The sequence below is a fragment of the Streptomyces sp. NRRL F-5123 genome (assembly GCF_000721495.1).
Classification (GTDB): domain Bacteria; phylum Actinomycetota; class Actinomycetes; order Streptomycetales; family Streptomycetaceae; genus Actinacidiphila.
In genome coordinates, this window is the sequence record NZ_JOHY01000007.1 from 113838 (window position 1) to 135601 (window position 21764).

17 protein-coding genes are annotated in these 21764 nt (G+C 73.0%); 14 read left to right on the forward strand and 3 right to left on the reverse strand.

Going from position 1 to position 21764, the window contains the following annotated elements:
* The first annotated feature begins 39 nt into the window (after window positions 1-39).
* On the forward strand, window positions 40-2262 hold the full coding sequence (malQ, locus tag IH54_RS0108895; RefSeq protein ID WP_031514620.1) for a 4-alpha-glucanotransferase: 2223 nt from the start codon (window positions 40-42) through the stop codon (window positions 2260-2262).
* 47 nt (window positions 2263-2309) lie between these two features.
* On the forward strand, window positions 2310-2540 hold the full coding sequence (locus IH54_RS0108900; RefSeq protein WP_107060128.1) for a hypothetical protein: 231 nt from the start codon (window positions 2310-2312) through the stop codon (window positions 2538-2540).
* A 381-nt stretch (window positions 2541-2921) separates the two neighbouring features.
* Here the strand turns inward: IH54_RS0108900 and IH54_RS0108905 are convergent, their stop codons facing one another.
* Window positions 2922-3458 carry a MarR family winged helix-turn-helix transcriptional regulator gene (locus IH54_RS0108905; RefSeq protein ID WP_031514624.1) on the reverse strand — a complete coding sequence of 179 codons (537 nt, stop codon included), beginning with the start codon at window positions 3456-3458 and terminating at the stop codon, window positions 2922-2924.
* Between the two features lie 104 nt (window positions 3459-3562).
* On the opposite strand from IH54_RS0108905, the gene IH54_RS0108910 reads away from it, so the two are divergent.
* A complete protein-coding gene (locus tag IH54_RS0108910) occupies window positions 3563-4897 on the forward strand; it encodes an MFS transporter (protein WP_052397227.1) in 1335 nt (444 codons plus the stop codon).
* A 91-nt stretch (window positions 4898-4988) separates the two neighbouring features.
* Here IH54_RS0108910 and pepN read toward each other — a convergent pair whose 3' ends face one another.
* A complete protein-coding gene (gene pepN / locus IH54_RS0108915) occupies window positions 4989-7565 on the reverse strand; it encodes an aminopeptidase N (protein ID WP_031514628.1) in 2577 nt (858 codons plus the stop codon).
* Window positions 7566-7799: 234 nt separating this feature from the next.
* Complete coding sequence (locus IH54_RS0108920) at window positions 7800-8336, reverse strand: HNH endonuclease (RefSeq protein ID WP_031514630.1); 537 nt, start codon at window positions 8334-8336, stop codon at window positions 7800-7802.
* A 250-nt stretch (window positions 8337-8586) separates the two neighbouring features.
* Between IH54_RS0108920 and IH54_RS0108925 the strand changes: the two genes are divergently transcribed.
* The 11 genes from IH54_RS0108925 (at window position 8587) to IH54_RS0108975 (ending at window position 21639) form a co-directional block, all read left to right on the forward strand.
* On the forward strand, window positions 8587-9666 hold the full coding sequence (locus IH54_RS0108925; protein ID WP_078862046.1) for a mechanosensitive ion channel family protein: 1080 nt from the start codon (window positions 8587-8589) through the stop codon (window positions 9664-9666).
* Window positions 9667-9923: 257 nt separating this feature from the next.
* Window positions 9924-10466: a hypothetical protein gene (locus tag IH54_RS0108930; protein ID WP_031514635.1), complete on the forward strand. Its 543-nt coding sequence runs from the start codon at window positions 9924-9926 to the stop codon at window positions 10464-10466.
* A 207-nt stretch (window positions 10467-10673) separates the two neighbouring features.
* A complete protein-coding gene (locus IH54_RS0108935; RefSeq protein ID WP_031514637.1) occupies window positions 10674-11885 on the forward strand; it encodes an ROK family transcriptional regulator in 1212 nt (403 codons plus the stop codon).
* A gap of 139 nt (window positions 11886-12024) precedes the next feature.
* Entirely contained in the window at window positions 12025-13356 is a 1332-nt protein-coding gene (locus IH54_RS0108940; RefSeq protein WP_031514639.1) for an ABC transporter substrate-binding protein, read from the forward strand.
* Window positions 13356-14306, forward strand: coding sequence for a carbohydrate ABC transporter permease (locus IH54_RS0108945; RefSeq protein WP_031514641.1), 951 nt, complete (start codon window positions 13356-13358; stop codon window positions 14304-14306). The genes IH54_RS0108940 and IH54_RS0108945 overlap by 1 nt, the downstream gene beginning before the upstream one ends.
* 3 nt (window positions 14307-14309) lie before the next feature.
* Window positions 14310-15215 carry a carbohydrate ABC transporter permease gene (locus IH54_RS0108950; protein WP_031514643.1) on the forward strand — a complete coding sequence of 302 codons (906 nt, stop codon included), beginning with the start codon at window positions 14310-14312 and terminating at the stop codon, window positions 15213-15215.
* A complete protein-coding gene (locus IH54_RS0108955) occupies window positions 15212-16489 on the forward strand; it encodes a 6-phospho-beta-glucosidase (RefSeq protein ID WP_031514645.1) in 1278 nt (425 codons plus the stop codon). Before IH54_RS0108950 ends, IH54_RS0108955 begins: the two co-directional genes overlap by 4 nt.
* A gap of 2 nt (window positions 16490-16491) precedes the next feature.
* A complete protein-coding gene (locus IH54_RS0108960) occupies window positions 16492-17502 on the forward strand; it encodes an N-acetylglucosamine kinase (protein ID WP_031514647.1) in 1011 nt (336 codons plus the stop codon).
* A gap of 307 nt (window positions 17503-17809) precedes the next feature.
* Window positions 17810-19258 (forward strand): hypothetical protein, encoded by a 1449-nt coding sequence (locus tag IH54_RS0108965; RefSeq protein ID WP_420711725.1) that lies wholly within the window; start codon window positions 17810-17812, stop codon window positions 19256-19258.
* Window positions 19259-19364: 106 nt separating this feature from the next.
* Entirely contained in the window at window positions 19365-20321 is a 957-nt protein-coding gene (locus tag IH54_RS0108970; RefSeq protein WP_043180274.1) for a glutamate ABC transporter substrate-binding protein, read from the forward strand.
* 28 nt (window positions 20322-20349) lie between these two features.
* Window positions 20350-21639, forward strand: a complete 1290-nt coding sequence (locus IH54_RS0108975; RefSeq protein ID WP_031514653.1) for a hypothetical protein — start codon at window positions 20350-20352, stop codon at window positions 21637-21639.
* Window positions 21640-21764: the final 125 nt, after the last annotated feature.

The window sequence follows — 21764 nt, forward strand, 5'->3', positions numbered from 1 at the left end:
ATCGGCCGGAAAAATCCGGAAGTGGACCACGGAGGCTCGATGGACCGGGCACGGCTTGCCGCGCTGCACGGTGTGGACGTGACGTACAGCCCCGCGCCCGGCCGGCAGGTCGCGGTCGCCGAGGACACGGTGGTGGCCGTGCTCGCCGCCCTCGGCGTGGACGCGTCCACGCCCGACGCCGTACGGGCCGCCCTCGCCGGGTACGAGGCGCGGGCCGCGCAGCGGCTGCTGCCGCCGTGCACGGTGCTGCGCGCGGGCGAGCCGCTGACCGGGCTGCCGGACGGCACCGAGGTCACCGTGGAGACCGCGGCGGGCGAGGCACTGAGCCGCCTGCCGGGCCGCCCCGGGCGCTACGGGCTGCGCGCGGTCGCGCCGGACGGGCGGTCCGCCCGCGGCGACCTGGTCGTGGCGCCCACCCGGCTCGCGGGCCCGCGCGGGCGGACCTTCGGCTTCATGGCGCAGCTCTACTCCGTGCTCTCCCGCCGCTCGTGGGGCATGGGCGACCTGGGCGACCTCGCGGAGCTGGCCGCGTGGTCCGGGCGGGCGCTCGGCGCAGGGTTCGTGCAGATCAATCCGCTGCACGCGGCCGTACCGGGGAGTCCCACCGACCCGTCGCCGTACCGCCCGTCCTCCCGGCGCTTTCCCGACCCCGTCTACCTGCGGATCGAGGAGATCCCGGAGTACGCCTACCTGCCGCCCGACGCGCGCGCCGCCGCCGCGCGACTGCTGGCCAAGGCCGCGGCGCTGCGCGACACCGTGCTGCTCAAGGACAGCCTCATCGACCGGGACGCCGTCTGGGAGCTGAAGTCGCAGGCCCTGGAGCTGCTGCGGGAGGTGCCGCTCAGCCCCGGGCGGCGCGCCGCGTACGCCGACTTCCTCGCCGCACAGGGCCGGGCGCTCGACGACCACGCCACCTGGTCGATGCTCGCCGAGCTGCACGGGCCCGACTGGCGGACCTGGCCCGCGGGCCTGCGCGACCCGCGCTCGCCGCAGGTGGCGCACGCCCGCAGCGAGCACCAGGAGCGGGTCGACTTCCACTGCTGGCTGAGCTGGCTGACCGACAGCCAGCTCGCCGCGGCCCAGCGGGCGGCCCGGGACGCCGGGATGGCCGTCGGCGTCGTCCACGACCTCGCGGTGGGCGTCAACCCCGCCGGGTCCGACGCCTGGTCGATGCAGGACGTGCTGGCCGCGGGCATGTCGACCGGCGCGCCGCCGGACGCGTTCAACGCCCGCGGCCAGGACTGGGGCCTGCCGCCCTGGCGCCCCGACGCCCTCGCCGCGACCGGCTTCGCCCCCTACCGCGACCTCGTCGCCCGCATGCTGCGCCACGCCGGCGGCCTGCGCATCGACCACGTCATGGGCCTGTTCCGCCTCTGGTGGGTCCCCGAGGGCCGCCCCCCGACCGAGGGCACGTACGTCCGCTACGACGCGGACGCGCTCCTCGGCCTGCTGGCGCTGGAGGCGTACGAGGCGGGCGCCGTCGTCATCGGGGAGGACCTGGGCACGGTCGAACCCGGCGTCCGGGAGGAGCTGGCCGACCGCGGCATCCTCGGCACATCGGTGCTGTGGTTCGAGCGCGACTACGGCGGCGGGGCCGCGCCGCAGACGGATGCGGATACGGCTGCGGTTGCGGTTGCGGTTGCGGTTGCGGAGGGCGGGCCGGATTCCGCGGCCGCCGCCGCGGGCCCGGACACCACCCCGGGCCCGGACACCACCCCGGGCCCGGATTCCACCGCGGGCCCGGATCCCGCGGGGGGCCCGGGAGCGGACGGGCGGCCGCTGCCGCTGCTGCCGGGTGACTGGCGGGAGGCGTGCCTGGCCACCGCCACGACCCATGACCTGCCGAGCACCGCCGCCCGGCTGACCGGCGAGCACGTCGGGCTGCGGCACCGGCTGGGCCTGCTCACCCGGCCCCTGGAGGAGGAAGAGGCGGACGACGCAGCGGAGGTCGCCGAGTGGATCGCCCTGCTCGGGCGGCTCGGCCTGCTCCCGGAGGGCGCGGCGGACGAGGAGGCCGTGGTGAAGGCCGTTCACCGCTTCCTGGTGGCCACCCCCGCGCGGATGGTCGGCGTATGGCTGGGCGACGGCGTCGGCGACCGCCGCCCCCAGAATCTGCCGGGAACGTGGAACCAGTACCCCAACTGGCGGCTTCCCGTCGCCGACCCGGAGGGCAACCCGCTCGCCCTCGAACAGCTCGCCGACTCCCGCCGCCTGCACGCCCTCACCGACGAGATCCGCCGCGCCCTCGCACCCCCCTCTTAAGCACCCCCGGGCGCGCGGTCCGCGGAGGCGGTCACTACATTGGCCACGTGGACAAGAAGCTCAACAAGAAGGTCATGCGCGCCGGCGTCGTCACGGCGACCGCCACGGTGCTGATGCTGCTGTCGTCCCCGGCGTTCGCGGTGGCGCACGACGACGGCGACGACCCGGGCTCCGGTCTGAGCGTGGCCCAGACCCTCGGCCTCTACGTCGCCATCCCGATCGTGGCTTTCGCCGTCATCGCGGGCCTCGTCATCGTGACGGACAAGTCCCGCAAGTAACCCCTGCGGGGTTGCCCGGCGGTTCACGCCTGAGGGGCTGCCCCTTGCGGTGGCCCGCGCGCCCGTCCGCCGGTGGGGGCTGCCCGCGCGGTTCTCCCCCAGGGCTTCGCCCGGGGGGTGCCCCATGCGCCCCCTCCCTCCGGGTTGCCGCGTTCCGCCGTCGCGGGATCGTCCCTTCCCTGTAGTTGGCCGCGCGGTTCTCCGCGCCCCTGGTCTGTTGCCCTGCACGGCACATGCAAGCCCGTGCGGAGGATGCCGCCGTGGCGCGGGGCGAGCGTTTCTCAGGTGCGCGGAAGGGCCACCTTCCAGGCGGAGCCTGCGCGCAACCCCCCACGGCGGAAAGCCGCAGCACCCACCCCGCTCGGCGCGGCAACCGCGCCCTCACACCCCGGCGGAAGCCGCGAGCAGGCGCCGCAGCAGCGCGGCAAGCTGAAGCCCCTCCTCCGGAGCCAGCGCGGCAAGCGCGTCGCGCTGGACGGCGAGCCCCGCGACGAGGGCCTGGTCGACCACCTCGGCCCCCCGGTCGGTGAGCGTCACACGGAGCCCGCGGCGATCGTGCGGGTCCGGCGAGCGGACCAGCAGCCCCGCCCGTTCGAGCTTGTCGAGCCGCCCCGTCATCCCCCCGGTGGTGAGCATGAGCGTCGCGGACAGCTCGCGCGGCGACAGCGTGTGGGGCGCCCCCGCCCGCCGCAGCGTCCCGAGGACGTCGAACTCCCCCCGACCGATGCCGTACCGCTGGTACTCCGCCTCCATCCGGTCGCCCATCACCCGCGCGATGCGGTAGACGCGCCCGTAGACGGCCATGGCGAGCGTGTCCAGCTCGGGCCGCTCGGCGGCCCACTGCGCCGTGATCGCGTCAACGGCATCACCGGCTTCTCCCGCGTCGGCGGGACCAGCACCCTCAGCAACGTCTCCCATCCCCTCAGTATCGGGCGCGCCGCCACTCGACGGCAAGAAAGTAGCTTGACGCTAACTAGCTTAGAGCTAAGCTAGTTAGCGCCGACCTACCCGGGAGCCACATCATGCCCTTCTCCCTGCGACGCCGTCACCCCGTGCAGGACCGCCTGCCGGGCGAACGGGCCATGCTCGCCGCGATGGCCGTCGACGCCGTCGGCTCCGGCATGTACGTGCCCTTCAGCCTGGTCTTCTTCCACCACCTCACGGGCCTGTCCTTCGCCACCGTCGGCGCGGTGCTGAGCGCGGTGGGGCTGGTCGGCATGGCGGGGCTGCCGCTGGCCGGCGCGGCGGTGGACCGGTTCGGCGCCCGGCGCGTGCAGCTCCTGCTGTACGGGGTGCGGGGCACCGGCTTCGCGCTCTACCCCTTCGCCGCCGCGCTGCCCGCCTTCGCCGCCGTCGCGCTCGGCACCGCGCTCGGCGACCGGGCCTTCCCCGCGGTGCAGCAGTCCTGGATCGGCGAGGTGGCGGCGGGCGCGGACCGGGACAGGCTGCAGGCCGCGTCCCGCGCGCTGCGCAACGGCGGGCTGGGCGCGGGCGCACTGCTCGCCTCGCTGGTGGTCTCGCTCGCCGGGGACCGCGGCTTCGCGCTCGCGGCATGGCTGAACGCGGCGAGCTTCGGCGTCGCCTTCGTGCTGATGCGCCGCGTCCACGCCCCCGCCGCGGGGCGTCGGAGCGCAGCAGCCGCGCCCCCGGCGGAAGCGAAGCCGAGGGCGGGCTACCGGGCGGTCGCCGCCGACCGCCCCTTCCTCGCCCTCACCGGCGTCAACTTCCTCACCGCGCTGGGCTACTCGGCCCTCGGCGTGCTCTTCCCGCTCTTCATCGCGGGCCCGCTGCACGGTCCGGAGGCGCTGACCGGCGCGGCCTTCACGCTCAACACCGTGCTGTGCGCCGCGGGCGGCGTGCACATCGCCCGGCTCACCCGGCGGGGCGGGGCGCGCCGCACCCGGGCGGCGGCTCTGGGCGCGGTGCTCTTCGCCGCTTCCTTCGCGGGGCTGGGACTGCTGGCCACCGCGCGGCCCGCGGCCGGATGGGCGGCGACGGGGCTGCTGCTGGCGCTGGTCACGCTCTACACCGCGGGCGAGACCGTGCACAGCCCGGCGGCGAGTTCGCTGGCCGTCGCCGCGGCGCCCGAGGCCCTGCGCGGGCGCTATCTGGCGGCCTACCAGCTGTCCTGGTCGCTCGCGATGATCCTGGCGCCGTCCCTCTTCACCGCGCTGGCCGCCGCGGACCCGCGGCTGCCGTGGCTGCTGCTGACCGGCACCGCCCTGACCGCCGCGGCCGTGCTGCTCCGCCTCGAACGCAGCCTCCCGCACACGGCCGTGCACCTCCCGCCGGCCTCCCGCGCCTGGCCCGCCCCGGCCGCGGCCCCGCGTCCCGCGCGCCCGGCGGTCACCCCGTGACGGCGCCCCACCGCACGTCGGCGTCCCGCCGGCAGCACGGGTGGCCTGCCGGGACCGGCCCCGGGACGGCGCGCCCCGGGGCCGGTGGACCTCAGCTCGCGGCGGACGCGGCGTCCACTTCCTGGGCCCTGAGGGCGCGCTCGACGCCCGCGCGGCTCTCGACGACCAGGCGGCGCAGGGCCGGGGCCGGGTCGGCGGTGGCGAGCCAGGCGTCGGTCGTGTCCAGCGTCGTCTGCGAGACCTGGTGCGCCGGGTAGAGGCCGACGACGATCTGCTGGCCCATCTCGTTGCTGCGCTCGGCCCACACCTGCTTGATCGCGGCGAAGTACTTCTCCGCGTACGGCGCCGTCAGTTCCCGCTGGTCGGCCTGCACGAAGCCGGCGATGACGGCCTCCTGCATGGCGTTGGGCAGCGAGTCGGACTCGACGACCTTCGCCCACACCGCGGCCTTGGCCTCGGCCGTCGGGAGGGCGGCGCGGGCCGCCCCGGCGTGCTGCTCGCCCGCCGACGTCGGGTCGAGGGCCAGCTCGGCGGCGATGGCCTGCTCGTCGGCGCGGCCGGTCGCGGCGAGCCGCAGCAGCAGCGACCAGCGCAGGTCGGTGTCGACGGCGAGGCCCTCGTAGGCCACCGAGCCGTCGAGCAGCCCGGCGAGCACGTCGAGCTGCTCCTCGGTGCGGGCGGTCGCGGCGAACGCGCGGGCCCAGGCGAGCTGGTGGTCGCTGCCGGGCGCCGCGGCGGCGAGGTGCTGCTGCGCGGCGGCCGTCCAGGCGGTCAGCCCCGTCTCGCGCCAGGCCGGGTCGGCGTACAGGTCGAGGGCGAGCTTGACCTGGCGGTGCAGCGACTGCACCACGCCGATGTCGGTCTCCTTGCCGATGCCGTGCAGCACCAGCTCCAGGTAGTCGCGGGTGGCCACCTCGCCGTCGCGCGTCATGTCCCAGGCCGAGGCCCAGATCAGCGCGCGCGGCAGCGACTCGGTGAAGTCGCCGACGTGGTCGCGGACGACGGCGAGCGACTGCTCGTCGAGCCGGATCTTGGCGTAGGAGAGGTCGTCGTCGTTGAGCAGCACCACGTCGGGGCGGCGGGCGCCGACGAGGGCGGGCACCTCCGTCAGCTCGCCGTCCACGTCCAGCTCGATGCGCCGGGTGCGGACGAGCGTGCCGTCCTTCAGGTCGTACGCGCCGACGGCGATGCGGTGCGGGCGCAGCACCGGCTCGCCCTTGGCGCCTGCAGGCAGCGCGGGCCCCTCCTGGCGGACGGCGAAGGACGTCACGACACCTTCGGCGTCGACCGTGATCTCCGGGCGCAGCACGTTGATGCCCGCGGTCTCCAGCCAGGCCTTCGACCAGGCCTTCAGGTCTCGGCCCGAGGTCTCCTCCAGCGCGCCGAGCAGGTCGGTCAGCCGGGTGTTGCCCCAGGCGTGCCGCTTGAAGTAGGCCTGGACACCGGTGAAGAACTCGTCCATCCCCACGTAGGCCACGAGCTGCTTGAGCACCGAGGCGCCCTTGGCGTACGTGATGCCGTCGAAGTTGACCTGCACGTCCTGCAGGTCGTTGATCTCCGCCATGATCGGGTGGGTCGAGGGCAGCTGGTCCTGCCGGTAGGCCCAGGTCTTCATGGAGTTGGCGAAGGTCGTCCAGGCGTGCGGCCAGGCGGAGCCCTCGGCGTGCGCGAGGCAGGCGATGGAGGTGTAGGTGGCGAACGACTCGTTCAGCCACAGGTCGTTCCACCACTCCATGGTGACCAGGTCGCCGAACCACATGTGCGCGAGCTCGTGCAGGATGGTCTCGGCGCGGACCTCGTACGCGGCGTCGGTGACCTTGGAGCGGAAGACGTACTGGTCGCGGATCGTCACCGCCCCGGCGTTCTCCATCGCGCCCGCGTTGAACTCCGGCACGAACAACTGGTCGTACTTGGCGAACGGGTACGCGTAGTCGAACTTCTCCTGGAACCAGTCGAAGCCGATCCGGGTGACCTCGAAGATGGCCTCGGCGTCGAGGTGTTCGGCGAGCGAGGGGCGGCAGTAGATGCCCAGGGGGACGCTGCGGCCGTCGCCCTCCCAGCTGCCGTGCACCGAGGTGTAGGGGCCGACGATCAGCGCGGTGATGTACGACGAGATCCGCGGGGTCGGCTCGAACGACCACACCCCGTCGGCCGACGGCTCGGGCGTCGGCGAGTTCGACACCACCGTCCAGCCCTGCGGGGCCCTGACCGTGAAGGTGAAGGTGCCCTTCAGGTCGGGCTGCTCGAAGACGGCGAAGACCCGGCGCGAGTCCGGCACCTCGAACTGGGTGTAAAGATACGCCTGCTTGTCCACCGGGTCGACGAAACGGTGCAGGCCCTCACCGGTGTTGGTGTACGCGCAGTCGGCGACGACCACCAGCTCGTTGCGCCCCCCGGGCAGCCACTCCAGGGCGATCCGCGAGTCCTTGAACACCTCCGCCGGATCCAGCGGTGCCCCGTTGAGCACCACCTCGTGCACCTCCGGCGCCACCAGGTCGATGAAGCTCGTGCCGCCGTCGCCCGCGACGTCGAAGACCACCTTGCTCCGCGAACGGAACGTCCCCCCCTCCTGGGCCCCCGTCAGGTCCAGTTCGATCTCGTAGCCGTCCACAGCCAGCAGACCCGCCCGCTGCTGCGCCTCCTCGCGCGTGAGGTTCGTACCAGGCACGGTGGCCCAACTCCTTCTCGTCAGGTGAGACAGCCATCCTCGCACGCAACCCGTTCACCCCGCGGAATGCCTGTGGACAACTCCGGGGCCCCCGTCAGCGGACACCCGGTCGCGCGGAGCAGGACATCCGGCACGGCAGCGCGGTCACTCATCGTGATCGAACAGGCATACGGCGTCACGGGGCCGCCCACCCGGTCGCGGTGGGCGGCCCCGTGACACACGAAGGCCCGGATCTCAGGCCGATATGCCGTCGATCCGGGCCAGGGCGTCATCCGCGCCGAAGGGTTGCAGGTATGGCAGCCACCGCGGGTCCCGGTGGCCGGTGCCGATGATGCGCCAGGCCAGTCCGGTGGGCGGCGCGGGTTGATGGCGCAGCCGCCAGCCGAGCTCGGCGACGTGGCGGTCGGCCTTGACATGGTTGCAGCGGCGGCAGGCCGCCACCACGTTCTCCCAGGCGTGCTGGCCGCCGCGGCTGCGCGGGATCACATGGTCGACGCTGGTGGCGGCGCCGCCGCAGTAGGCGCAGCGGCCGCCGTCGCGGGCGAAGAGGGCCCGCCGGGTGAGCGGGACGGTGCCGCGGAAGGGGACGCGGACGAATTTGGTGAGTTTGACGACACTGGGCGCTGGCAGAGCCTGTGTCTCGCTGTGCAGGTAGGCGCCGGATTCCTCAAGGCACACGGCCTTGTTGTTGAGCACGAGGACAAGCGCACGGCGGAGCGGTACGACGCCGAGCGGCTCGTACGACGCGTTCAGGACCAGGACATGCGGCACGTATGCCTCCTTTAACGCCGGCGGCGCGTGGCTCGCGCCGGGACGATCTGTCTCAGTCTCTCCGGAAGGCGGGGCGAGGCGCCACCATGCCCGGGTAACGGAGCGGAAGTGTTTTGGACCACACCGATCCGGCCCGGCAGGCGCCGCTCCCCTGGTTATCCCCCCTTCTTCCCCCTTTTTCTCCCCCGCCGGGAGGCTTTCCGCCCCTCGGACGGGGCAACGGAACGGCATCGGTCCTTCGTTACTGTGGATGCTTCGAACCCTCCGGAGGTCCCCGCCCGTGTCCACCGCGACGCCCCCACCCGCCGCACCCCTCGACTCCGTCTCCCAGACCGCCTCGCAGGCCGGCAGCTGGGTCGACGACAACTGGGCCGGATGGCTGAGCGCAGGTCTGCGGATCGTCCTGATCCTGGTCATCGCGATAGCGCTGCGCACCATCGTCCGGCGCACGATCAGCAAGCTCATCGAACGGATGAACCGCGGCGCGGAGGCCGCGGCCGCCACCGCCCTGGGCGGGCTGCTCGTCAACGCGGAGCGGCGGCGGCAGCGCAGCGAGGCCATCGGCTCGGTGCTGCGCAGCGTGGCGTCCTTCCTGATCCTGGGCACCGCCGCGCTGACCGTGCTGTCGGTGCTGCGTATCGACCTCGCCCCGCTGCTGGCCAGCGCCGGTGTCGCGGGTGTCGCGATCGGCTTCGGCGCGCGCAACCTCGTGACGGACTTCCTGTCTGGCGTGTTCATGATCCTGGAGGACCAGTACGGCGTCGGCGACGTCATCGACGCGGGCGTGGCCAGCGGCACGGTCGTCGAGGTGGGCCTGCGGGTGACCAAGCTGCGCGGCGACAACGGCGAGATCTGGTACGTCCGCAACGGCGAGGTCAAGCGGATCGGCAACCTCAGCCAGGGCTGGGCGACGGCCGCGGTGGACGTCCAGGTGGGCGCCGGGGCCGATCTCACACGGGCACGCACCGTGATCACCGAGACCGCGGACGTGATGGGCAAGGAAGACCCCTGGGACGAGTACCTGTGGGAGCCGGTGAAGGTGCTGGGCCTGGAGTCGGTCGGCCCGGAGTTCTCGGTGATCCAGCTCCAGGCCAAGACCATGCCGGGCAAGGCAGCGCCGGTCGCGCGCGAGTTGCGGTGGCGGATCAAGCAGGCCTTCGACCGCGAGGGCATCCCGCTGTCCGGCGGCGTCCCCGCCGCGACCGTCACCGACCCGGCGGCCGACGCCGCCGAGGGCGCGCCGATGGAGTCCGGGGCCGACGAGAGCGCCCCGCCGCCCGCAGGCCAGCGCCCCACCGCCGTGCCGTCGCCGGCCGCCGGCGAGGACTGAGCCCGCCCTTTCCGCGGAAGCGGCGTCTTTCGGCCGCAGCCGCTTTCCGCGGCGCCGGCGCCTTTCCGCGGGTCCGGCAGCCGCCCGGCCGCCGGAAACGACCGTCCCGCCCTCCGGAATTTCCGATCGTTCGGGATTTGACAAGATCGACGACGCCCCCGCTACCCTGCTCCGGCTTGAACATGTCACCCGCGTGCACGTACGCACGCGGGCCGGAATCGGGGGTTCCTATTTCCACTCGGAAAATCCTGGCTGCCTTGGCCATCGCGTCCGCGGCGTTCACTCTCGCCGCCTGCGGACCCGACGACCCGGTAGCCGACGACACCGGCAGCCCGAGCGCGGGGGCCGGCAACGCCGCCACACCCAAGGCACCCAAGGCGACCGCGGCGGGCGAGGACCACAATTCCTGCCCGACCCTGGCGCCCGGCCACTCCTACATCTGGGTCAACAACGTGGAGGGTGCGATGAACAACGTCATCGCACGCGAAGCGAAGGCCGCATGCGATCCCACGATGAACGAGGGCGCCGCCTACCACCCGGTGGGCGCCCTCAAGACCTACGGTCTCTCGCCCAGCGCGAAGATCACGGTCCTCGGCGAGAACGGCCCCGAGACACGCGGGGCCACGGAAGGCCCTGAAACGGGTATCGCGCACGTGAAATCGTGCGCCGACCCGAACGGTGACACCTGGGACGGCGGCCAGGCCGCGAAGTCCAAGGAATTCTGCTACGGCCAGAACTTCTACGACGTCGTCCTGGACGGCAGCACCATCACCGAGATGACAGAGGTCTACGGATCCTGACACCGGCCGGAGAGCCCGTTCTCCGGCCGTGCACACCGCACGTACACCGACGGCCGGGGGGCCCGTACCCCGGCCGTTTCCGTTGTCCGCGGCGGCGCCGGTAACGACTTGGGCGACTCCCCCGCGCATCCCTTGACGCTCCGCCGACAGCGGGCCTACCTTGACGTTCACCGATAGGAAGGTTTCCTAACAGTGACCTGAGGGAGGATGGCGCGCATGGCTGGCACCCCTGGCACCCCGCGCGTGTTGCGCGCCATGAACGACCGCGCCGCACTCGACCTCCTGCTGGAGCACGGCACCCTCTCGCGTACCCGGATCGGCAAGCTCACGGGCTTGTCCAAGCCGACCGCCTCCCAGCTGCTGGCCCGCCTCGAAGCGGCCGGCCTGGTGCTCGCCACCGGCACCACCGCGGGCCACCCCGGGCCGAACGCCCAGCTCTACTCGGTCAACCCGGCCGCCGCGTACGTCGCGGGCCTGGACGTGACGACCGAGCGCATCAGGGCCGCCGTCGCCGACATCACCGGCCGCACCGTCGGCTCCTTCCGGCTCCCCACCCCGCGCCGCCGCTCCGGGAGCGCCGTCGAGCAGGTCGTGGCGGCGCTGGACGGCGCCGTGAAGGCCGCCGGGCTCGGCCGTCCCGACGTGCACCGCGCGGTCATCGGCACCCCGGGCGCGTTCGACCCCAGCACCGGGCGGCTGCGCTACGCCAGCCACCTGCCCGGCTGGCACTCCCCCGCGCTGCTGGACGAGCTGGCCGCGACCCTGCCGATGCCGCTCGACTACGACAACGACGTGAACCTCGCCGCGGTCGCCGAGCAGCGGGTCGGCGCCGCCCGCGGGCACGACGACTTCGTCCTCCTGTGGAACGAGGAGGGCATCGGCGCCGCCCTCATGATCAACGGACGCCTCCACCGCGGCTGGACCGGCGGCGCCGGCGAGGTCGGCTTCCTGCCCGTGCCCGGCACCCCGCTGGTCCGCAACGTCACCCGGGCCAACAACGGCGGCTTCCAGGAGCTGGCCGGCTGCAACGCGGTGCTGCGCAACGCCCGCGAGCTGGGCCTGGAGATCCCCGAGGGCCCGCTCCCGGACGCCGCCACCGAGGTGCTCTGCCGGGCCGCGGCCCGGCACGAGGAGAGCGGCCCGTACGCCGAGCTGCTGGCGCGCTGTGCCACCGGGATGGCCGTCGGACTGGCCTCGCTGGTGGCCGTCGTCGACCCGGAGCTGATCGTGCTGGCCGGGAACGTCGCCGTCGCGGGCGGCGAGCCGCTGCGCGCCCTCATCCAGTCCGAACTGGCCGAACTCGCGGTGCCCAGGCCCCGGCTGGTGCTGGGCACCGTGGAGATGCACCCCGTCCTGACCGGCGCGCTGGAAAGCGCCCTCGCCACGACCCGCGACGAGGTGTTCGACACCTCACGCTGAGTCCCCCCGCAAGCCCCCGTACGCAAGCCCCCGACCACCCCGCAGCACCCGCAACGGAACGGCACCCCCGCCGTCCCGGCGGCACCGCACACCCTCGACCGGCCCCGACCGGCCGTCTACACCCCGGAGGTAGAGAGCAGTGTCCCGTATCCGCAAGGCCGCGGCCGCCGTGGCGGCGAGCGCCGCGACAGTCCTGCTCGCGAGCGCGTGCACCGGCCAGAGCACCACCTCGGCCGACGACGACGCCACCAAGGACGTCACGATCACCTTCTGGCACGGCTGGACGGCGCCGGGCGAGCTCAAGGCGATCAACGACAACGTCGCCCGCTTCGAGAAGACGCACCCCAACATCCACGTCAAGGTGCAGGGCAACATCACCGACGACAAGATCAACCAGGCGCTGCGGGCCGGCGGCGACAAGGCCCCGGACGTCGTCTCGTCCTTCACCACCGACAACGTCGGGCAGTTCTGCTCCTCGGGCACCTTCGCCGACCTCTCGCCCTTCCTGAAGAAGTCGGCGATCGACCCCGAGGCGACCTTCCCCAAGCCGATGCTCGAATACACGCAGTTCCAGGGCAAGCGCTGCACCCTGCCGCTGCTCGGCGACGCGTACGGCCTGTACTACAACAAGAAGGAATTCGCCGCGGCCGGCATCTCCGCGCCGCCGAAGACGCTCAGCGAATTCGAGGCCGACGCCGTCAAGCTCACCAAGACCTCCGGCGACAGCTACTCGCAGCTCGGCTTCATGCCGGACTTCCACGGCTACGAGTCCACCCCCGGCCACTTCGCCGCGCAGTGGGGCGTGAAGTACTTCGACGCGAACGGCAAGTCGCAGGTCGCCGAGGACCCCGGATTCGCCGCGATGTTCACCTGGCAGCAGGAGATGGTCAAGGCGCTCGGCGGCTTCGGCAAGCTGGAGAAGTACCGCTCGGGCTTCGGCGACGAGTTCGGGGCCAAGAACCCGCTGCACACCGGCCAGGTCGCGATGGGCATAGACGGCGAGTGGCGGCTCGGCATGGCCAGGGACGCCGGTATGAACGACCTCGCCGTCGCGCCCTTCCCGGTGCCCGACGACCAGGCCGGCACGTACGGCAAGGGCTACCTGAGCGGCACCGTCATCGGCGTCGCCAACACCAGCGCGAAGAAGAACGCCGCCTGGGAGCTGGTGAAGTTCATGACCACCGACACCGACGCGGTCGTCTCCTTCGCCAACGCCATCCACAACGTGCCCTCCACGTTCGCCGCCCTCAAGTCCCCGAAGCTGGACCAGGACCCGGGCTTCAAGACCTTCCTCGACATCGCGCAGAACCCGGACAGCACCACCACCCCGCCGAGCGTCAACGGCGGCGCCTACCAGGTGACGCTGCAGGACTTCGGCTACTCCTACGAGTCGGGCAAGTCCAAGGACCTCAACCAGGGTCTGCGGGGCGTCGACACGCAGGTCGACAAGGACATCGCGCAGGCCCGGTGATGAGCGCCGCAGTCCACCCCCTGCTGAAGGCCCGGCGCCGCAAGGCGGCGCTGCGCAACCTCGCCTTCCTGTCCCCGTGGATCATCGGATTCAGCGTCTTCTTCGCCTACCCGCTGATCTCCACCGTCTACTTCTCCTTCATGCACTACAACGGCGTCAACCCGCCGACGTGGACCGGCACGAAGAACTGGAAGTACGTCTTCCAGGACTACCCGTTCTTCTGGCCGGCGCTGCGCAACACTCTGTGGCTGGTCCTGGTCATGGTGACGCTGCGGGTCGTCTTCGGCCTCGGCATCGGCCTGCTGATCACCAGGATCAAGACCGGCGCGGGCTTCTTCCGCACTGCCTTCTACCTGCCCTACCTGGCCCCGCCGGTCGCCGCGACCATGGCGTTCGTCTTCCTCCTCAACCCCGGTACGGGCCCGGTCAACCACATCCTCGGCGACATCGGCATCGCGACCCCGGGCTGGTTCACCGACCCGCACTGGTCCAAGCCGGCGCTGACGATCCTCGCGGTGTGGGGCATCGGCGACCTGATGGTCATCTTCATGGCCGCGCTCCTCGACGTGTCCAAGGAGCAGTACGAGGCCGCCGAGCTGGACGGCGCGGGCGCCTGGTCGCGCTTCCGCTACGTGACGCTGCCGAACATCTCGCCGATCGTGATGTTCGCGGTGGTCACCGGGGTCATCCAGACCATGCAGTACTACACGCAGCCGCTGGTGGCGGGGAAGGTCGCGTCCGGCATCATCGGCAACTCGGGCCAGCAGTTCGAGCCCGGTTACCCCGACAAGTCGACGCTGACCCTGCCGCAACTGGTCTACGAGCGCGGCTTCCAGCGCTTCGACTACGGCTCCGCGTGCGTCATCGCGCTCGTCCTCTTCGTGCTCTCGATGGCCTTCACCGCACTGCTGATGCGCAGGCGCAACGGATTCCTGACGGCGGAGGACTGAGCCGTGACCCACGCAACGCTCACCGCCCGCGCCACGCAGGCACCCCGCCGCCCGGCGGACGCCCGGGCCCGGCGCACCGCGCGCCGCAAGGCGCGGCTCAACTGGATCGCGGTGCACGCCCTCGGCATCGCGGCCGCCGCGTTCTTCGTACTGCCCTTCGTCTTCGTCTTCCTCACCGCGGTGATGACGGACAACCAGGCCCTCACCCGGGACCTGTGGCCGCACACCTGGCAGTGGTCCAACTTCAGCACCGTGTGGCACGCGCCGGGCTTCCTGACCTGGTGGCGCAACACCCTGGTCTACGCCGTCGTCGGCACGACCCTGACGGTGGTGTCGTCGCTGCCGGTGGCGTACGCACTCGCCAAATTCCGCTTCCGCGGCCGCAACCTGGTGATGGTGCTGGTCATCTCCACGATGATGCTGCCGCCGCAGGTGATCGTCATCCCGATGTACCTGTTCTGGACCAAGCAGCTCGGCCTGGACGGCACACTGTGGCCGCTCATCATCCCGATGGCCTTCGGCGACGCCTTCACCATCTTCCTGCTGCGGCAGTTCCTGCTGACCGTCCCGAAGGAGTACACCGAGGCCGCCAGGGTCGACGGCTGCGGTGAACTGCGCACCCTGGTCCGGGTGATCATCCCGATGATCAGGCCGGCCATCGCCGCCGTCGCGCTCTTCCAGTTCTTCTACTGCTGGAACGACTACTTCGGCCCGCAGATCTACGCCAGCTCCAATCCCGCGGCCTGGACGCTCAGCTACGGGCTGGAGTCCTTCAAGGGGGCACACCACACCAACTGGAACCTGACCATGGCCGCGACCGTTCTGGTGATGGCGCCGGTGATCGTGGTCTTCTTCTTCGCGCAAAAGGCCTTCATCGAAGGCGTGACCCTGACGGGAGTCAAGGGATGAAACTGGCAGTCGTGGGCGGCGGGTCCACCTACACCCCCGAGCTGATCGACGGGTTCGCGCGGCTGCGCGACACCCTGCCCGTCGAGGAGCTGGCGCTGATCGACCCGGACACGCACCGTCTGGACCTGGTCGGCGGGCTGGCCCGGCGGATCTTCGCCAAGCAGGGGCACCCGGGCCGGATCGTCACCACCTCCGACCTCGCGGCGGGCGTCGAGGGCGCCGACGCGGTGCTGCTGCAACTGCGGGTCGGCGGGCAGGCCGCGCGCAACCAGGACGAGACGTGGCCGCTGGAGTGCGGCTGCGTCGGCCAGGAGACCACCGGCGCGGGCGGCCTCGCCAAGGCGATGCGCACGGTGCCGGTGGTGCTGGACATCGCCGAGCAGGTACGCCGGCTCGCGCCGGACGCGTGGATCATCGACTTCACCAACCCGGTCGGCATCGTCACCCGGGCGCTGCTGCAGGCCGGCCACCGCGCCGTCGGGCTGTGCAACGTGGCCATCGGCTTCCAGCGCCGCTTCGCCGCCCGGCTGGGCGTGGCGCCCGAGCAGGTGCACCTCGACCACGTGGGCCTCAACCATCTGACGTGGGAGCGCGCGGTGCGCATCGGCGGCCCGGGCGGCGAGGACGTGCTGCCCGAGCTGCTGTCCGAGCACGGCGCCGACATCGCCGCCGACCTGCACCTGCCGCGCCCGGTCCTGGACCGCCTCGGCGTCGTCCCCTCGTACTACCTGCGCTACTACTACGCCCATGACGAGGTGGTGCGCGACCTGAGGACCTCCCCGTCGCGGGCCTCGCAGGTCGCCGCGATGGAGAAGGAGCTGCTGGAGATGTACGGCGACCCGGCGCTGGACGAGAAGCCCGAGCTGCTCGCCAAGCGCGGCGGCGCCTTCTACTCCGAGGCCGCGGTGGCGCTGGCCGCCTCCCTGCTGCGGCCGACCGGTCCGGACGCGGCCGGGGACGTACAGGTCGTCAACACCTACAACAACGGCACCCTGCCCTTCCTCGCCGACGACGCCGTCATCGAGGTCCCGGCCGCGGTGGGCCCGCAGGGCGCGCAGCCGCTGCCGGTGCCGCCGCTGGAGCCGCTCTTCGCCGGGCTGGTCGCGAACGTGACGGCGTACGAGGACCTGGCCCTGGACGCCGCCCTGCGCGGCGGCCGGGACCGCGTCTTCACCGCGCTGCTCGCCCATCCGCTGGTCGGCCAGTACGACCTGGCCGACCAGCTGACCGACCGTCTCGTCGCGCACAACCGGGAGCACTTCGCGTGGGCCTGACCATGGGGCCGCCGCTCGTCCCCGGCGGGGTCCTCGCCGTCGACGCGGGCAACAGCAAGACCGACGTGGCGCTCGTCGCCGCCGACGGGCGGGTGCTCGGCGCCGCCCGCGGCGGGGGCTTCCAGCCCCCCGTGGTCGGTGTCGAGCCCGCGGTGGGCGAGCTGGCCGCGATCGTGCGACGGGCGGCGGCGGACGCCGGGTTCACCCTCGGACCGGACGGGGCCGACGGCGGGCGGCCGCTCGCCGCGTACACCTCGGCGTGCCTGGCCAACGCCGACCTGCCGGTCGAGGAGCAGCAGCTGGAGGCGGCCGTGCACGCGCGCGGCTGGGCGCTGACCACCCGGGTGGCCAACGACACCTTCGCGATCCTGCGGGCCGGTGTCGACGAGCCGCGCGGGGTGGCGGTGGTGTGCGGCGCGGGCATCAACTGCGTCGGCATGCTGCCCGACGGGCGCACCGCCCGCTTCCCCGCCATCGGCAAGATCTCCGGTGACTGGGGCGGCGGTTCGGGCCTCGCCGACGAGGCGCTGTGGTACGCCGCGCGCGCCGAGGACGGCCGCGGCGAGCACACCGAGCTGGCCCGTACGCTGCCCGCGCACTTCGGGCTCGGCTCGATGTACGCGCTCATCGAGGCGCTGCACCTGGGCGCGCTGGAGCCGGAGCGCAAGTACGAGCTGACGCCCGTGCTCTTCGCGACCTCCGACGCGGGCGACCCGGTGGCCAGGTCCATCCTGGCCCGGCAGGCCGACGAGATCACCGCGCTCGCGGTGGTGGCGCTCAGCCGGCTGGGGCTGCTCGACGAGGAGGCCGACGTGGTGCTGGGCGGCGGCGTGATGAGCGCGCGCAACCCGTACCTGATGGACGTCCTCGCCGAGCGGCTCACCGCGCGCGCCCCCAAGGCGCGCACGCGGGTGGTGACCGCGCCGCCCGTCCTGGGCGCGGCCCTGCTCGGCCTGGACCAGCTGGCCGCGCCGCCCGAGGCGCACGCCGCGCTGCGCGCCCACTACGCCTGACCCGCGTACGCCCGGCCCGCGTACGCCCGGCCCGCGCCCCGCTCCCGTACGGCCGCCCCCGTGCCGTACGGGAGCGGGGCGCGACTGCGTACGGTGGGGGCGAACGGGCCTGCGGCGCGGGGCGGTTGCGAGCCGGGGCGCGGGAGCGGGAACCGAACCCGGACGGGGCGCGTGTGATCGGTCGGGGGCGGGTAGTGACCGGGCAAGATCACGCGGCCGCTGGAGCCATCCGGGCGGGTGCGGCCATACTGGGCGCCTACAGCGGAGACGTGCCGGCTCGTGGCACGCCGGAATCGGGGGAGGGTACGTGACGCACATGCCGACGGGCAGTCAGATTCCGGACGCGCGCGGAGGCGTCCACGTGCCCGCGCCGCGCGGCGGCAGCGCGCCCGCAGCGCCGGCCGCCGCCCCCGCGGGGCGGCACGGCTGGGCGGAGCTCACCACCCGGGCCAGGTCTGCCGCCACGACCGAGCCGGGCCGGCTGCGCATCATCGGTGCCGCGCTCGCGGTGCTGGTGGTCGCCTTCGGCGTGGCCACCGCGTGGCAGGTGAACGACCGCGCGCAGGCCGCCGACAACGTCGTCTCGCACAGCGCGCCGCTGAGCGCCACGGCCGCCGAGATCTACCGCTCGCTCGCGGACGCCGACGCCACCGTGACCGCCGGGTTCCTGGTCAGCGGCCCGCAGCCGGACGACGTGGCGAAGCAGTACCAGGACGACATCACCACCGCCTCCAAGCTCATCACCGACGCCGCGGCCAACAGCAGGCAGTCCCCCGAGGCCCAGGCGCAGATCACCAAGCTCAACGAGCAACTGCCCACCTACACCTCGCTGGTGGCGACCGCGCTGGCCGACAACCGGCTGGGCCTGCCGATCGGCGGCGCTTATCTGCGGTACGCCAACCAGCAGATGCGCCAGGAGGGCGGGCTGCTCGACACGGCCGACAGCCTCTACACGATCGAGAACGGCCGCCTCGGGCACGACTACGCGCAGGCCAAGGCGCTGCCCTACGTCTCCTGGGCGCTCGGCGCGCTGGCGCTCGGCACGCTGGTCTGGGCGCAGCGCCGCCACTACCGGCGCACCAACCGGGTGTTCAACCAGGGCATGCTGGCGGCGACTGCGGCCACCGCGGTGCTGCTGCTGTGGCTGGCGGCCGGGCACACGATCGCGCGCACCCAGCTGGAGAATTCGTCGGCGCACGGCGCACGGTCCGTCCAGGTGCTCAACAACGCCCGGATCCTGGTCCTCCAGGCCCGCGGCGACGAGAACCTGACCCTGGTGGCGCGCGGCTCCGGGGGCCAGTACGAGACCAGCTACACCCACGGCATGACCGACCTCATGGACGGTGTGCCCGCCAAGCGCCAGGTGGGCGAGCTGACCCGGGCACTGCAGCTCGCCAACGACGCGGAGGGGCGCGACGCGGTCAACGCCGCGATCGCCGACGTGAAGCAGTGGCGCGCGCTGCACACCACGGAGCGCACGAAGGACGACAGCGGCGACTACCTCACGGCCGTCGCCGACGTCATCGGCAAGGACGCCCAGGGCAACAAGGTCTCGCCGTCGACCGCCGGCTACTTCGGCAACGCCGACAGCAGCCTCGGCAAGGCCGTCGCCCACGAGCAGGCGGAATTCCACGAGGCGGCGACCAGCGGGCGCGACGCCCTGACCCTGCTGCCGGTCGGCGCCGGGGTCCTCGCGGTCCTGGGCGCGGCGGGCGCGCTGCTCGGCATCGGCCGTCGGCTGTCGGAGTACCGGTGAGGGGGCCGGGCATGCGACGGCGGCACGGCGGACGCGAAGGACGGGAGGCACAGCGGTGAGGCTGACGGTGCGGGCACATCGGCACGGCTGGGGCGGTGTCGCGGGCATGACGACAGCTTGCGCCCTCGCCGTCGCGGGCACCCTGATCCCGCTGCAGGACGGCGCGGCGACCGACACGGCCCGCAGCTCGGGCCCGGTGGTCCGGGCCGACTACGCGGACGCGTCCGACAACTGCTCGGGGCCGGTCCCGAGCCTGGACCCGGCGAGCGGGAGCATCGACGGCGCCGCGGTGGAGGCCATCAAGAAGCGCGGCCGGCTGCGGGTCGGCGTCGACCAGAACAGCTACCTGTGGGGCTTCCGCGACCCCGCCACCGGCCAGTTCGCCGGCTTCGACATCGACATCGTCAAGGCCATCGCGAAGGACATCCTCGGCAACGAGAACGCGGTCCAGTACCTGACCGTGCCCACCGCCATGCGCATCGAGAAGATCAAGGACGGCAGCGTCGACATGGTCATCCGCACCATGACGATCAGCTGCGCGCGGGCGACGCAGGTCGCCTTCTCCGCCGCCTACTTCTCCGCCGGACAGCAGATACTCAGCGCCGAGCCGGACGTCACCGGCTACAACGACTCGCTGAAGGGCAAGACGGTCTGCACCGCGAAGGGCTCCACGGGCGAAGACGTGCTCAACGGGGACATGCCGACCTCTCCCGCGTCGCTGGCCCAGCCGGACCCGCAGCACGGGGCCGAGCACGTGCTCACCCCCGCCAACCAGCTGGACTGCCTCGTGCTGCTCCAACTGCACCAGGCCGACGCGGTCTTCACCGACAACGCGCTGGCCGCCGGCCAGGCCGCCCAGGACCCGACCGTGCACCTCAAGGGCGGACCCGTGACCGTCGAGCCGTACGGTGTGGCCATGAAGCTGGGCGACGACGACCTGGTGCGGCGGGTCAACAAGGTGCTCGCCGCCTACATCGCGGACGGCCGCTGGGCCGCCGCGTACAACAGGTGGCTGGTGTCCGAACTGCCGGACATGACACCGCCGACGCCGCTGTACAAGTAGACCGGGGCAGCCGGAGAGGTAGGGCAGGATGGCGGTCGCGGGACGTTCCGGACCGGTGATGGGACGGGAGGACGTCGACCGCGCGCTCGCGCGGCTGGCCGCCGAGCACGAGGCCGTCGAGTCCTCGCTGCTGTCGCTCCAGGACCACTCGGGCCGCCGGCTGCTGGAGGGCGCCGAGCTGACCGGTGTCACCAAGGAGCGCTGGGCGGCGACGGACGCGGCGATCACCGCGCTCTGGGCGCATTTCGACGCCTACACCGACGCCCTGACAACCGCCCGCGAGCTGCGCGCCCGGCGCCGCTGGCCGACGCAGACCGAGCTGCGCGAGCTGACCGACCTGCTGCGCGGCGACGGGGTGACCGTGACCGGCGCCGACCTGCCCGACCACGCGCGCTCGCTCACCGGTCCGGCCAGGCTCACCGAGCGGCTCAGCCTGGAGGAGATCGTCGGCCGGATGAACGGCTGGTACGACCAGGCGATGGAGACCGTGGCCGCCGCCGACTCGGTGTGGTCCGCGCTGCCCGCCAGGATCGATTTACTGGCCGCCGAGACCCAGCGGGTGCGCTCGCTGGCCCATTCGGTGGGCGTGCGCCCCGGCGCTCACCCCGCGGGGGACGACCTGGAGGCGCTGGTCGCCGAGCTCACCGCGCTGCGCGCGCAGGCGGTGTCCGACCCGCTGGCCTTCTGGTCCGCGACGCCCCCGCCCGGCCGCCCGGACACCGCGCGCTACGAGGAGGCGGGGCGGCGGCTCGACGGCATCCGCCGCGAGGTCGAGGCGGTGCTGCACGTCCGGGACGACGCCGAGCACCGCCTCGCCCGGCTGCGCGACGTCCTCTCGCGCGCCGACCGCACGCTGACCGAGGCGCGCAGCGCGCGCGTCGAGGTGCTGTCGAAGATCCTCGCCTCCGACGTCCCGGCGGTGAGCGGCCCGGCGTCCGCGCTGCACGAACAGCTCGCGGCGGCAGGGGATTTCGCCCGGACCGCGCAGTGGCACCGGCTCTCGCCGCTGCTGGACAGCCTGGAGCAGCACGCCGACGACGAGCTGCTGCGGGCCCGCGAGTCGCTGACCGCGGTGACCGCGCCGCTGGCCGTACGCGCCGAGCTGCGCGGCCGGCTGGACGCCTACCGGGCCAAGGTCGCGCGGCTGGGCCTGGCCGAGGACCCGCTGCTCATCGAGCGGTACGACCAGGCGCGGCGGCTGCTGTGGAGCGCGCCCTGCGACCTGGCCGCCGCCGAACGGACGGTACGCCGCTACCAGGACGCCGTCGCTGAGGTGGGCGCCCAGCGCCCGCAGGGTCCGCCGCAGGACCGCCGGTGAGATCCCCGGGGCCGGCCGCCGGGCCCGGGGCGGCGGCCCGCGCGCACCACGGGGGCCGGACGTCGACGGGAGTTCCCGCGCGGTTCGCAACCGGGGCGTACCGTACGGCCGTCGTAGCCGTTACG